The organism is Burkholderia sp. Tr-20355 (genome assembly GCF_017104685.1).
Classification (GTDB): domain Bacteria; phylum Pseudomonadota; class Gammaproteobacteria; order Burkholderiales; family Burkholderiaceae; genus Burkholderia; species Burkholderia seminalis.
On the sequence record NZ_JAAGPK010000016.1, the window covers coordinates 1 to 12,928 of the forward strand.

Consider the following 12,928-nt stretch of genomic DNA (forward strand, 5'->3'; position numbering starts at 1 on the left):
TCCCGCGCCGTCGCCCGCGATCCAGACGTGCGGCACGCTGCTGCGGCCGCGCGCGTCGCATTGCGGCCGCCAGCATGCCGACCGTCCGTCCCATTCGTGTGCGCACCCGAGCGCGCGCGCGAGCTGCGTCGACGGAACGACGCCCTGATGCAGCAGCACGAGCGACGTGTCGAGCATGTGCACGACGCCTCGAGCATCGCGAAAGCGAATGCGTTCGGCGCGCTCGTCGCCGTCGATGCCGATATCGGTCGCACCGCGATAGACGGGAATCCCGGCGTGGCGTACCGCGCGCAGCATGCGCCAGCCCTTGAGCAGATAGTCGGCGCCGCGCAGCGCCGGCAGCGCATGCGGGAGCGCACGACGCCAGGCGTCGCGCGGTGTCGTGTCGATCAGCGCACGCACGCGCCGCCCCGCATTCAGCAATTGCGCGGCGAACAGCCACAGCAGCGGGCCGCTGCCCGCGAGCACGGCGTCGGCCGACGGCGCGAGGCCCGACGATTTCAGCAGCGTCTGCGCGGCGCCGACGCCCATCACGCCGGGCAGCGTCCAGCCGCGCACCGGCCACGGGCGCTCCTGCGCGCCGGTCGCGATCAGCACGGCGCGCGCGCCGACTTCGAGCGTGCCGCCGGACGGGCCGCCTTGCGTGAGCATCGCGACGGGTTCAGGTTCGAACGCGACCTGCCAGACGACGCTGCGCGGCAGGTAGTGCGCGCCGCTCGCGAGCAGGTCGTCGACGAGCGGCCGGCCGGCCGTGTAGTCGGTGCCGAGCCATTGCGCGAGCGGCGCCGGCGCATCGGCCACGTTGCGGTAGATCTGGCCGCCGGGCGCGCGGCCTTCGTCCGCGACGACGACCGACAGTCCGGCCGAGCGCGCGGCGGCAGCCGCCGCCATCCCGGCCGGCCCGGCGCCGACGATCAGCAGGTCGCACTGGCGGCGCGTCATGCGAGCCTCGCCTTGCCGTGCATCGCGCGCACCTGCATGCCGTCGGAAACGGGTGTCATGCAGCCTTGCACGTTGGGTACGCCATCGACTTCGACGAGACAGTCGAAGCACACGCCCATCATGCAGAACGGGCCGCGCGGCGCGCCGCTCACGGCGCTCGCGCGGCACGCGGCCGGACCGGTGGCGAGCAGCGCGGCCGCGACGCTGTAGTGCGCAGGCACCTCGTGCGGCGTGCCGTCGATATGGATGCGCACGCGTTCGACCGTCGCGGCGGCGGGAATGAGGGATTCAAACATGCCGGACTTCCGTGGGCGCGGCGAAGCGCGCGGTGGTAAAGGCGGACAGGTCGGCCGGCGCGGCGCCGCCCGCGATCCACGGCGCGACGAGATCGGCGTGGGCCGCCGCGAGCGTCACGCCGCTGTGGCAGATCGCGATGAACGCGCCGGGATGCGTGGCCGACGCCTCGTAGACGGGCAGCCCGTCGGGCGTCATGATGCGCAGCGCGCCCCACGCGCGCACGATGCGCGCATGCACGAGCGCCGGGAACGCGGTGCGCGCGCGGCGTGCGATGTCGACCATCGCGGGGCGCGTCTGGCCGTCGTCGAAGCCGACGTCTTCGGCCGAGTCACCGAGCAGCACCGTGCCTTCCGGCGTTTGACGGACGACGAGCGTCGGGTAGTCGAGAAACGGGGCGAGGCGCTCAGTGACCATGATCTGGCCGCGCAACGGCGCGATCGGCGCGAGCAGGTCGACCATCGGCGCGAGCCGTGCATTGTCGAGGCCGGCCGCGAGCACCACGCGCCCGGCGTCGAGCCGCGCGTCGCGCGTGTCGATCTCGAAACGCCCGGCGCGCGGGCGGATCTCGGTGACTTCGCTGCGCGGCAGATAGACGCCGCCGCACTGCTGGAATGCCTGCAGCATCGCGCGCAGCGTGTAGAGCGGATTCGCGTGGCCGTCGTTCGGCGACCACAGCGCGCCGGCCAGCGCTCGCGATGCCGATGGGATGCGCCGGCGCAGCGCCGCCGGATCGAGCACTTCGTACGACAGCGCCGCTTCCTGCCGGTGCAGCGATTCGAGCAGAGTCGTTGCGCTGTCGAGCTCGGCGCGATGCTCGAACAGCTCGATGCCGCCAGGGCGTTCGAAACCGCAGTTCACGCCCGTTGCGCGCTGCAACTGCGCGGCGAACGCGTGCCAGCGCTCGGACGATTCGCGCGACCAGCGCGCATACGGCAGGCAACGGCCGCCTTTGCCCTGTACCCACACGAGCCCGAAATTGCCGCGCGACGCGCGAAACGCGATGTCGTCGCCGTCGCAGACCGCGACGCGCTTGCCGAGACGCGCGACGCCCCACGCGATGGCCATGCCGACGAGGCCGCCGCCGGCCACCACGACGTCGAAGCGGCGCACGGTCATGCGCGGCTCCGGTGTCGTGGGCAAGACGGTTCCGTGTTATATCCCATGACGGCGCGGCTCCCTGCGTTCAATACGTTGTGGAACCGATGTTCGGGCAGGCAAAATGCACTGTCCAATACAGCTTGATCAATGCTCCATAATCCAGTGTTATGACCACGCCATCGCTGAGAATCCGTCAGATCGAAGCGTTCCGTGCGGTGATGCAGCGCCATACCGTCACGCGCGCCGCACGCGATCTCCATATCTCGCAGCCGGCCGTGAGCCGGCTGATCGCCGATCTCGAGGACCGGATCGGCTTCGTGTTGTTCGAGCGGCAGCAGGGGCGGTTCACGCCGACCGCGCAGGCGCGCGTGCTGTACGAGGAGGTCGAGCGCGCGTTCGTCGGGCTCGATCGCGTCGCGCAGGCCGCCGAACAGATCCGCGCGATGCGGCGCGGCACGCTGCGCGTGGCGGGCTCGCCGGCCGTCGCGCTCGACCTGCTGCCGGCGCTCGTCACGCGTTTCTCGCACGCGCATCCGGGCGTCGACGTCACGCTGCTCGCGCACAGCGCATCCACGGTCGTCGACAAGGTTGCGTCAGGGCAGTGCGATGTCGGGCTGATCGCCGAACCCGTCCCGCATCCGGCCGTGCGCGGCGAGCGGCTCGCGGAAAGCGCGATGTGCTGCATCGTGCCGCGCGGGCACCGGCTCGCGCGCAAGCGCATCGTGCAGCCGGCCGACCTGCGCGACGAATCGTTCATCTCGTTTCCGCCGAGCTTCGAGGCGCGCAGCGCGATCGACCGCGTGTTCGTCGAGGCCGGCGTGCCGCGCGTGCTGTCGATCGAGGCGCAACTGTCGCAGACGATCGTCGCGTTCGTCGCGAACGGCGCGGGCGTCGCGCTGATCGATCCGGTGACGGCCGCGTACGCGGGCCGGCGCGTGGCGGTCAAGCCGTTCGAGCCGGCCGTGCCCGATCACTTCTATCTGGTGACGTCTGCGTCGCAGCCGCTGTCGATGGTCGGCGACGCGTTCTGCGCGGATCTGCGCGACGCGTTCGTCAGGATGCGGGAGCGGGGCGGAGGATGATCCGTCACGACCGCGCCGGGTACCCCGGGGCACCGCGGCGCGTGATCGTTCAAGCGATTGCCGTGTCGGTGGCTTCCGCCGCGGCGCGAGCCGGGGCGGCGGCGCCCGCCAGCCGCCGGTAACGCGCGAGGGCCCACAGCGGGAAGTACGCGGTATAGCCGTGATACTTCAGGTAGAAGATGCGCGGGAAACCCGGCGCATTGTGCGAGCGGTGCCACCAGAAGCCGTCGTCCTGTTGCACCGACAGTAGGTACGCGATGCCGCGTTTCACCGAATCGGATTCGTGGTCGCCGAACGCCATCTGCGCGAGCAGCGCCCACGCGGTGAAGTTCGACGTGCTTTCGCCGCCGTTCGTGCCGCCCAGCTTCGGGTCGAGATAGCTGTCGTTGGTCTCGCCCCAGCCGCCGTCCGCATGCTGCCGGGCGCGCAGCCAGTCGATCGCGCGTGCGATATACGGCTGCGACTTGTCCTCGCCGGCGAGCGCGAGGCCGGCCAGCACGCTCCACGTGCCGTAGATGTAGTTCGTGCCCCAGCGGCCCCACCAGCTGCCGTCGGGTTGCTGCGTGCGCTTCACGTAGTCGATGCAGCGCGCGCGCGACGCGCGTTCTTCCGGGCGGTTCGTCACGCCGAAGCACAGCAGCACGCGGCCCGACACGTCCTCGGTCGGCGGATCGAGCAGCGCGCCGTGATCGGCGAACGGGATCGCGTTCAGGTACATGCGGTCGCAGTCGGCGTCGAATGCCGCGAAGCCGCCGTTGCGCGATTGCAGCCCGCGCATCCAGTCGAGCGCGCGTGCGACGCGCGGCGCGTGCGGGTTCGTGCCGTCCGCGTTGCGGTGCGTGCGGCCGCGGCGATCGAGCATCGCGGTGACGACCGCCGTGTCGTCGATGTCGGGGTAGTACGGGTTCGCGTACTGGAATGCCCAGCCGCCCGGTTCGACATCGGCCGGCGCGTTCTCGATCCAGTCGCCGCGCAGGTCGTCGACCTGACGCTCGGCCAGCCAGTCGTACGCGCGTGCGATGCGTGCGTCGAGTTCGCGCAGCGCGCCCGACGCCGTCTCGCCGGCGTCCGGCACGGCGACGCCGCGTGCCTGTTCGAGCGCCATCGTGCTCCACGCGGTGTCCCACACCGGCGACAGGCACGGCTGGCAATACATGCTGCCGTCCGGCCGCGTGACCAGCAGCTTTTCCAGCGCGTGTTCGCAATCGCGCCGCAGCGGATGGTCGTCCGGGTAGCCGAGCACCTGCATCATCTGGTAGCTGTACACGATCGGCGGGAAGATGCCGCCGAGCCCGTCCTCGCCGTTCATCCGTTCCGCGCACCAGGCTTCCGCGTGCCGGATCGCGCGCTGCCGCAGGCGCTTCGGCATCAGCGGCTCGACATGGCGGACCGTGCGGTCGAGCGCGAGGAATACCTTGCGCATGCCGCTCGCGGGCGGGAAGTACCGGCGCTCCTCGTCCGGCGGCGTGACGAACAGCTCGCGGATCGAGATGTTGCGCGGATTGCGCGCGCGGGCCTTCAGCGAGCACAGCACGAGCAGCGGCACCATCGTCGTGCGCGCCCAGTATGCGACCTTGTACATCGAGATCGGCACCCACTTCGGGAACAGCACGAATTCGATCGGCATGAACGGCGCCGCGCGCCACGGCACCTGGCCGAACGTCGCGAGCAGGATGCGCGTGAACACGTTCGCGCGCGCCGCGCCGCCGAGCGTCAGGATTGCCTCGCGCGCACGGATCATGTGCGGTGCGTGTTCGCTGTCGCCGGCCGCCTTCAGCGCGAAATACGCCTTCACGCTGCACGACACGTCCGGCGCGCCGTCGACGTACAGTGCCCAGGCGCCATGCGTGTCGAGCCGCTGGTTCGCGCGCAGGTAACGCGCCATCCTCTCCTGGCGGTCGTCGTCGATCTTGTCCATGAAATGCATCATCAGGATGTATTCCGCGGTGATCGTCGCGTCGGATTCGAGTTCGAAACACCAGCTGCCGTCGGGCTGCTGAAGGCGCGCGAGCGCATCGCGTCCACGGGCGATCGCGGTGTCGAGCGCGGACCAGGAAGAGGGGGCGGTTTTGTTCATGCGGCGGATCATACCATCCAGCCGGAATGTTTATATCGAGACACCCGGGTGCTACCATCCGCACCATGAAAAAACGTCTCGAACCCGCGCCGCACGATGTGTCCGCGCCCGTCGAACCGGCTGGAACGGCCGGTGCGCGGGCGTCTGAAGGATCGTCAGCGCCCGCCGCCGTCGCCGCCGGCGTGCGGCGAAAAAAAGCGCCGGATCAGGTGCGCGCGCAATTGCTGGCGGCCGCATCGGAAATCGCGACACATCACGGCGTGGCCGCGTTGACGCTCGATGCGGTGGCCGAGCGTGCCGGCGTGACGAAAGGCGCGTTGCAATATCACTTCGCGAACAAGCAGGGGCTGCTCGATGCGTTGTTCGGCCAGGCGACCGCGCGGTTCGGCGCGCAGATGGACGCGCGCATGGCGGCGGATCCGAGCGGCGACGGCGCGGCGGCGCGCGCTTATCTGCATGCGGTGCTCGATGCGGCCAATCCGGCCGCGAGTACCGACGTGCTGCGCGTGCTGGTCGCGTCGATGATTACCGAGCAGGACACGCGCGAACGATGGTCGGTGCCGATGCGCGAATGGACACGGCCCGATCCGGTGCCGCTCGAGCAGGCTGCGACACTGATGATCTGCCGGCTCGCGGCCGACGGGCTGTGGATTTCGGAATTGCTGGACAGCGTCGAGGTATCGGCCGAACTGCGCGCGGAGATCGTGCGCCAGCTCGATGCGATGAGCAGGGGCGTGTTTCCCAACGGCGGCTGAAGCAACCTGTATCACACCGGCTTGCCCGCGCCCGGACATGCCGCTCCAACGGCAAGCGGGCGTGGCCTGCGTTGCCGCGCAAGCGGGCGCGCGTCGCCCGTTCTTGCCGCCGCTGGAAAAACGAAAGCCCGGCGCGAAGCCGGGGTGACCGGCACGCGCCGATGCAATCGCTGTCAGGCCGACGATGCCGCCGACGCGTTGCCGTCCGCGCGGCGACGGTACAGCCCGAGCGTCGCGCACAAGCCGCAGAGCGCGGCGAAGCTCAGCCAGTAGCCGGGTGCGGCCTTGTCGTGCAGGACCTGAATCAGATACGTCGATACCGCCGGCGTAGCGCCGCCGAACAGCGCCGTCGCGAGACTGAACGCCAGCGAGAAACCCGCGACGCGCACTTCGACCGGCATCACTTCGGTGAGCGCGGCGACCATCGCGCCGTTATACATGCCGAAGAAGAACGAGAACCACAGCAGCACGATCAGCATGCGCGCAAAGCTCGGCGCATCGGCAAGCCAGGACAACGCCGGATAAGCCGTGAGGATCGCCAGCACGGAAATGGCGAGCAGCACCGGCTTGCGGCCGATGCGGTCGGAGATCGTGCCGCCGATCGGAAGCCAGATGAAATTCGATGCAGCCACGAGCAGCGTCACCATCAAGCTGTCGGAGGTGGACAGCTTCAGTACCGACTTGCCGAAGGTCGGCGTATAGACCGTGATGAGATAGAAGGTGGTGGTGGTCATGGCGGTCAGCAGCATGCCGCCGATCACGGTGCGCCAGTTGGCGAGCAGCATCGCGAAAATGTCGCGTGCCTGCGGATGATGCCGCCGCGCTTCGAACGCCGCGGTCTCCTGCAGCGAGCGGCGCAACACGAACAGGAACGGCACGATCGCGCAACCGATAAAGAACGGCACGCGCCAGCCCCATGCGGCGATCTGCTGTGCGGACAACCACGCGTTCAGGCTGTAACCGATGGCCGCCGCCACGACGATGGCCACCTGCTGGCTCGCCGACTGCCAGCTCGTGTAGAACCCTTTGTTGCCGGGCGTCGCCATTTCCGCGAGATAGACGGATACGCCGCCGAGTTCGGCGCCTGCCGAAAAGCCCTGCAACAGACGCCCGAGCAGCACGAGCGCCGGCGCGAGCAGGCCGATGGTCGCGTACCCGGGCACGCAGGCGATCAGAATGGTGCCGCTCGCCATGATCGACAGCGTAACGATCAGCCCGGTGCGCCGTCCGACCTTGTCGATGTACGCGCCGAGAAAGATCGCACCGAGCGGACGCATCAGAAAGCCCGCGCCGAACACCGCGAAGGTGAGCATCAGCGACGCGAACTCGCTGGTGGACGGGAAGAAGATCTTCGAGATCGACGTCGCGTAGAAGCCGAACAGAAAGAAATCGAACTGTTCGATGAAATTGCCGCTCGTCACACGCAACACGGCGGCGGCCCTTGTCGTGGGCGAAACGCCGGGTGTCGCGGCGATCGGTTCGGTACGGTTCATTGCGTCTCCTGCTTCTTGTCTGTAGTGATGGGCGCCCAACGGGCGCCCGGGTGACTGGCTAATCCGAACCGAGGCTCAGTGTGCTGCGTTGACGCTTCTCGATCGACGATTTGAGCAGCGCCGCCGAGCGGAAGATGCCGTGCGCGAACTTGCCGTAAGGCAGCGTGGCGAACAGCGCCATCACGATGCCGAGATGAATCGCGAGCAGCGACGGCATCGCCGAGGTCGTGCGGAGTGCGAGCAGCGCGAGACCGGACGTGCTCGTCAGAAGCAGGAGCGCGATGAAGCCGCGGTCCATCGGACGCTGACGGGCGTCGCCGCGCGCCGGAGCGCGTTTCAGGTTCAGCCACAGCAGTCCCGCCGGTCCGGCGATCAGTCCGATGCCGCCCGCGGTTCCCAGCAGCACCGGCACGCTCAGAAACGGATACGGCGCTTCCAGCCCGAAGGCGTAGTGATAGAGCGTCGCGACGGCGGTCGCCGCGAAGCACAGCATGAAGCCGTAGAACGTCAGGTGATGGAACCGGCGCCGCGCCAGCGTGAACGTATCGTTCTCCTCGTTGCAGCCGTCGCCGTGGCCGCCGTCCAGGTACTTGAGCGTCAGCGCGTTCCGGGCCGCTTCCGCGACGGCCGGCGCGCTCGCGCTCGCCGTTCCTGCCGACACGTCGCGCCAGAAGCGCGTGACGCCGATACCGAGCGCGAGCATGGCGAACAGGAAAACGATGCCGAACATCGCCGCGAGCAGGTTGTGCGGGAAGATCGCGTAGAAGTTCGCGGGCGCGACATCGCCGGGCAAGCCGCCGTGCAATGCCGTACCGAGCAGCAGAAACAGCGCGAGTCCGGCCGCCAGCGCGACCGACAGGGTCAGGCCGTTGCGCTTGTACAGCGCGCCGAACGACGCGGGAAACGCGTATTCGGTGTAGGTTTCGAGCCGGACTTCGGCCATCGCTTTCGGCACGTTCACGCCGAACTCGTGCGGCGGCGCATATTGGCACGCGTGATAGCACGCACCGCAGTTGTGGCAGAGATTCGCCAGATAGTTGACGTCCGCCTTGCCGAATTCCAGGCGGCGCGTCATGGCCGGGAACACGGCACAGAAGCCCTCGCAGTAGCGGCAGGCGTTGCAGATCTGCATCTGCCGGGCGACTTCGGTTTCGCCGGCGCTCATCGGCACAATGGGAATCACGCGCGCCGTGCTGTCGCGTGGCGTTTTTTTCGTCTCGACCGAAAAGGCCGTGCGCGTGTGTTCGGGCGCGAGCGGGTCAGACTGCTGCACGGGTTGCCTCCGTTGTTTTGAGTGCGGCGCGCGCGGCCTGCGTCCCGGCAATGCGCCCGAAGGCCGTGCCGATCGACATGCCGACGCCCGCTGTATAGCCCTTGCCGAGCACGTTGCCAGCCATCATTTCGCCGGCCACGAACAGGTTCTCGCTGGCGGTGCCGCCGAAGTGAACCTGCGCGTGGTCGTTGGTCTTCAGTCCGAGGTACGTGAACGTGATGCCCGGCCGCAGCGCATAACCGTAGAACGGCGGCGTCTCGATGCGGCGCGCCCAATGCGTCTTGGGCGGCGCGAGCCCTTCGGTGTGGCAGTCGTCGAGTGCGGTGTGATCGAAGGTGCCGTCGCGGCACGCATCGTTATAGCGCGTGAGCGTTTCCGTGAAGCGTGCTTCCGGCAGCCCGAGCTTGCGCGCGAGTTCCGGCAGCGTGTCGGCCTTTTCGCCCGGAAACACCGGCGGCATGAAGCGGCCGATGGCTTTCGAATCGATGATCGAATAGCCGATCTGCCCCGGCTGATGCGCAACGAGCCGTCCCCAGATTGCATAGCGCTTCGGCCAGAAATCCTCGCCTTCGTCGTAGAAGCGCTGGGCGTCGCGATTCACCACGACGCCCAGCGACACGCAGTCGATGCGCGTACAGATGCCGCCATCATATAGCGGAGCGCGTGCATCGATCGCGACGCAATGCGACTGCGACGGGTCGCCGATCATGTCGGCACCGGCGTCGGCCATATGCTTGATGAGCACGCCCTGGTTGAAGCGCGTGCCGCGAATCAGGAAGTTGTCGGCGGGCCATTCGCCGCGCGCGTTTTGCCCCCACGCTTCGCGCAGCCATTCGCGATTGGATTCGAAACCGCCGGCCGCCAGCACGCAGGCGCGTGCCTCGAAGCGCTGGCTGCCGCTGCGCGCCGCGATGAAGCGGCTGCCGTCGAGTTCGAGCGAATCGACGGGCGTTTCATAGCGGATATCGACGCCGAGCGCTTCGGCGCTGCGGTAATACGCGTTGACGAGCGCCTTGCCGCCACCCATGAAGAACGCATTGGTGCGGGCCACGTGCAGCGCACCGGACAGCGGCGGCTGGAACCGTACGCCGTGCTTCCGCATCCACGGCCGGCACGACGACGACGCGCGGATCGTCAGCCGCGCGAGATGCTCGTTCGTGATGCCGCCCGTGACTTTCAACAGGTCCTGCCAGAATTCCTCTTCCGGATAGGCATCGACGAGAACGTCCTGGGGGGCATCGTGCATGCAGCGCAGATTGCGCGTGTGTTGCGAGTTGCCGCCGCGCCATGCGCGCGGCGCGGATTCGAGAAGCAGGACCGAGGCGCCCGCTTCGCGCGCCATCAATGCGGCACACAGCGCGGCATTGCCTCCTCCGATTACGAGCACATCGACCATCAGACTTGCCTCCTTTTGGGCAAATCGTAAAGGCCTCGTGCACGCGCCGCTACCAGCCAGCCGTCAACGGGTGTTCACTTTTCGTGAAGGCTGAGGTTCCCGCAGCCGTGCGCCGGGCCAACGGCCTTCCCGCACCAGTTGACGGGCGACATCGGCGAGCACCACGCGCGCGGCGAGACCGGCGGGAGACAGTTCGTCATCGGAGATGCTGGCGAGCATGTTGGGCCGCGTGGCGTATTTCTCGGCGACGGGCACGCTCGTGAGTATCACGTTCTCGGGCCTTGCGAGCGCCGCGCCCGGCTGTATCGTCGCGCCGATGCCGGCGCGGACGAAGTCCATCAGGAGCGCGAGGCCGTCGACTTCGGCGACGATGTTCGGCTCGTACTCGGCGCGCCTGAATGCGGACAGCAGCAGCGAACGCAGCCCGTGCGTGCCGCTGGGGAGAATCAGCGGAAGCCTGCCGAGATGCTTGAGCCGGACGGATGCGCTCGTCGGCATGCCATCGAGATCGCCCGCGCCGATCAGGAACAGCCGCTCGTCCAGCAGCGGCAGCACGCTCCAGCGTTGCGCGGACTCCTCGCGGAACAGCACCGCGAGGTCGATCTGACGCGCGCTCAACATGGACGCCAGATAGCCGGAGAGACTTTCGACCATGTGCAACCGGACATCGGGATAGCGCGCGCGCATGGCCTGCATGAACGCGACACCCATCACGCTCGCCGTGCTCGGCGCCATGCCGACGCTGACGTGGCCCGACAGACGGGCTGAGCGTGCAGCTAGCGCGGCATCGTCGATGTGACGCAGCGCGAGTTGCGCCTGACGCCAGAACGCCAAACCTGCGTCGGTCGGGACGACGCCCGCCGAGGTGCGTTGCAGCAGACGCGTGGACAGCTCGCCTTCGAGGCGGCTGATCTGCTGACTCAATGCCGAGGTCACCACGCCGAGCTCCAGCGCTGCCTTGCCCATGCTTCCGTGTTCCACGACGCTGAGAAAATAGCGCAGTTGTCTGAGTTCCATTCCGCGATTGGTCAGAAGGATTAGGCGGATATTTTGACAGAAGGTCGTCGGACCATCCTCCGCTTCGAGGTCGGATGGTCATGGTCCGGCGCCGGCGACCGCTCCCGCGAAGAGTGCGGGCTTGCGCATGTCATGGCGCGCCACGCCCGCGTCACACGCTCCGCTATCGCGCGCTGAAAAACGTGGCAAGGATGTCGTTTTCCGGCGCCCCTTGCCGCGACACGGTGCGCTTTTCCGGCCGCCCGCGCGATCGAAGCGGACCCGAGCCGGCATGCGTTTCGCTTGACCGCACTCCCGTATAAACCGCGCGAGGCCTGATCAGGTCGGGATGTTCGCGCTGTTCGAGCCCGTGCGCGATCCAGCCGATCGAACGGCCCAGCGCGAACAGGCCGAACGCGGCGCCGACAGGCAGCCGCAAATGCCGGCGTAGCGCGACGAGCGCGAAATCCACCGAAGGCTTCTGGCCAACCAGCGAACTGCCCGCCTCGATCATCGTTTTCCATTGCGGATGGCGCGGCAGCATGCGCGACAACAGGGCCGCCGCCCGCACGTCGCCACCCGGATACAGCGAATGTCCGAACCCCGGCAGGTCGTCACCGCGGTGCAGGCGCTCGCGCATCGTGCGCGCGACGTCCCGGTTGCCGATTTCATCCCACATCGCCTCGACCCGCGCGGTGGTGGCGCCGTGCCGCCCGCCGGACAGAGCGGCGAGGCCGCCGATCACGACCGCTCGCAGGCTCGCATTCGTCGATGCCACGCATCGGCCCGTGAAACTCGATGCGTTGAGTTCGTGATCCGCGCACAGGACGAGCGCGATCCGGATGAGTTCCGCGCCCGCCGGCCCCACGCCCCATGCGCGCGCGCATTGCACGTGAACGGGCGCCGCATCGAACCCGGTGCGCAACAGGCACGCGGCGAGGATCCGTACCAGATCGCCGCAACCCTGCGCCCGGCTGTCGGCCGCTTGCTGCCACACCGCCGTCGGTGCGTCGTCGGTGGCGACGGCGAACAGCGGCAGGAGCGCTTGCTCCGCGCGTTGATCGCCGTAGTGCTTGAAGAGGGTGCGCAACACCGCGGGTGCGCGGGGAACGCGAGGACCGAACGCGGTGCGCTGGTCGCATTGCCAGAGCAGCGCGGCGACTTCCTCGAGACTCGCGTGGCCGGCGAGATCGAGCGCGTTCGCGCCGCGATAGAAAAGCTGGCCGCCCTCGATCAACGTGATGCTCGATTCGAGCACGGGCGCCCCCCAGTTCAGCGCGGCTTTCGCGACTTCCTTCGGTTTGCGGCCGCGCGCACGTTCGGCCGCGAGCCGGTCGACGTCCGCCGCGAAGTAGCGGCTTTCGCGCGGATTGCCCGAGGGCTCCGCGCGCAGCAGGCCGCGGCTGACGTAGGCGTAAAGCGTCTGCCGCGAGACGCCCAGCTTTGCGGCCGCTTCGATCGAATTCAGGTAGGGCGACATGGCATCAGGCTCGAATCGTTCGACAGGTTGATCAGGATA

11 protein-coding genes are annotated in these 12,928 nt (G+C 68.3%); 2 read left to right on the plus strand and 9 right to left on the minus strand.

The window, feature by feature from the left end; translation table 11 throughout:
• From G3N62_RS06460 to G3N62_RS06470, 3 genes are all read right to left on the minus strand, one after another.
• The coding region (locus G3N62_RS06460) for an FAD-dependent oxidoreductase (protein WP_206141213.1) at nt 1–942 on the minus strand (942 nt) is incomplete at its 3' end.
• A complete protein-coding gene (locus G3N62_RS06465) occupies nt 939–1,238 on the minus strand; it encodes a (2Fe-2S)-binding protein (protein ID WP_034191904.1) in 300 nt (99 codons plus the stop codon). The genes G3N62_RS06465 and G3N62_RS06460, both read right to left, overlap by 4 nt.
• Nucleotides 1,231–2,355, minus strand: a complete 1,125-nt coding sequence (locus tag G3N62_RS06470) for an FAD-dependent oxidoreductase (protein WP_124670042.1) — start codon at nt 2,353–2,355, stop codon at nt 1,231–1,233. The genes G3N62_RS06465 and G3N62_RS06470 overlap by 8 nt, the downstream gene beginning before the upstream one ends.
• Before the next feature lie 149 nt (nt 2,356–2,504).
• Here G3N62_RS06470 and G3N62_RS06475 point away from each other — a divergent pair, with 149 nt between their 5' ends.
• Nucleotides 2,505–3,419: a LysR substrate-binding domain-containing protein gene (locus G3N62_RS06475; RefSeq protein WP_124670041.1), complete on the plus strand. Its 915-nt coding sequence runs from the start codon at nt 2,505–2,507 to the stop codon at nt 3,417–3,419.
• A 49-nt stretch (nt 3,420–3,468) separates the two neighbouring features.
• On the opposite strand, the gene shc is transcribed toward G3N62_RS06475, so the two are convergent.
• Nucleotides 3,469–5,508, minus strand: coding sequence for a squalene--hopene cyclase (shc, locus tag G3N62_RS06480; RefSeq protein ID WP_059562426.1), 2,040 nt, complete (start codon nt 5,506–5,508; stop codon nt 3,469–3,471).
• Between the two features lie 53 nt (nt 5,509–5,561).
• Between shc and G3N62_RS06485 the strand changes: the two genes are divergently transcribed.
• Nucleotides 5,562–6,251 (plus strand): TetR/AcrR family transcriptional regulator, encoded by a 690-nt coding sequence (locus G3N62_RS06485; RefSeq protein ID WP_059562429.1) that lies wholly within the window; start codon nt 5,562–5,564, stop codon nt 6,249–6,251.
• Between the two features lie 173 nt (nt 6,252–6,424).
• Here G3N62_RS06485 and G3N62_RS06490 read toward each other — a convergent pair whose 3' ends face one another.
• From G3N62_RS06490 to G3N62_RS06510, 5 genes are all read right to left on the minus strand, one after another.
• Complete coding sequence (locus G3N62_RS06490; RefSeq protein WP_124670040.1) at nt 6,425–7,744, minus strand: MFS transporter; 1,320 nt, start codon at nt 7,742–7,744, stop codon at nt 6,425–6,427.
• Nucleotides 7,745–7,802: 58 nt separating this feature from the next.
• The gene (gene tcuB / locus G3N62_RS06495; protein WP_124608756.1) at nt 7,803–9,017 is read right to left on the minus strand and encodes a tricarballylate utilization 4Fe-4S protein TcuB; all 1,215 of its coding nucleotides are present in this window, start codon (nt 9,015–9,017) and stop codon (nt 7,803–7,805) included.
• Complete coding sequence (tcuA, locus tag G3N62_RS06500; RefSeq protein WP_124670039.1) at nt 9,004–10,413, minus strand: FAD-dependent tricarballylate dehydrogenase TcuA; 1,410 nt, start codon at nt 10,411–10,413, stop codon at nt 9,004–9,006. The genes tcuB and tcuA overlap by 14 nt, the downstream gene beginning before the upstream one ends.
• A gap of 63 nt (nt 10,414–10,476) precedes the next feature.
• Nucleotides 10,477–11,430, minus strand: coding sequence for a LysR family transcriptional regulator (locus G3N62_RS06505; RefSeq protein WP_034191896.1), 954 nt, complete (start codon nt 11,428–11,430; stop codon nt 10,477–10,479).
• Nucleotides 11,431–11,593: 163 nt separating this feature from the next.
• Entirely contained in the window at nt 11,594–12,889 is a 1,296-nt protein-coding gene (locus tag G3N62_RS06510) for a citrate synthase family protein (protein WP_049035759.1), read from the minus strand.
• Between the last annotated feature and the right edge of the window lie 39 nt (nt 12,890–12,928).

What these genes read in the sequence shown, in the direction of transcription:
- G3N62_RS06465 (WP_034191904.1), bottom strand. Translation starts at nt 1,238, where the DNA reads ATGTTTGAATCCCTCATTCCCGCCGCCGCGACGGTCGAACGCGTGCGC.
- G3N62_RS06470 (WP_124670042.1), bottom strand. Translation starts at nt 2,355, where the DNA reads ATGACCGTGCGCCGCTTCGACGTCGTGGTGGCCGGCGGCGGCCTCGTC.
- G3N62_RS06475 (WP_124670041.1), top strand. Translation starts at nt 2,505, where the DNA reads ATGACCACGCCATCGCTGAGAATCCGTCAGATCGAAGCGTTCCGTGCG.
- shc (WP_059562426.1), bottom strand. Translation starts at nt 5,508, where the DNA reads ATGATCCGCCGCATGAACAAAACCGCCCCCTCTTCCTGGTCCGCGCTC.
- G3N62_RS06485 (WP_059562429.1), top strand. Translation starts at nt 5,562, where the DNA reads ATGAAAAAACGTCTCGAACCCGCGCCGCACGATGTGTCCGCGCCCGTC.
- G3N62_RS06490 (WP_124670040.1), bottom strand. Translation starts at nt 7,744, where the DNA reads ATGAACCGTACCGAACCGATCGCCGCGACACCCGGCGTTTCGCCCACG.
- tcuA (WP_124670039.1), bottom strand. Translation starts at nt 10,413, where the DNA reads ATGGTCGATGTGCTCGTAATCGGAGGAGGCAATGCCGCGCTGTGTGCC.
- G3N62_RS06505 (WP_034191896.1), bottom strand. Translation starts at nt 11,430, where the DNA reads ATGGAACTCAGACAACTGCGCTATTTTCTCAGCGTCGTGGAACACGGA.
- G3N62_RS06510 (WP_049035759.1), bottom strand. Translation starts at nt 12,889, where the DNA reads ATGTCGCCCTACCTGAATTCGATCGAAGCGGCCGCAAAGCTGGGCGTC.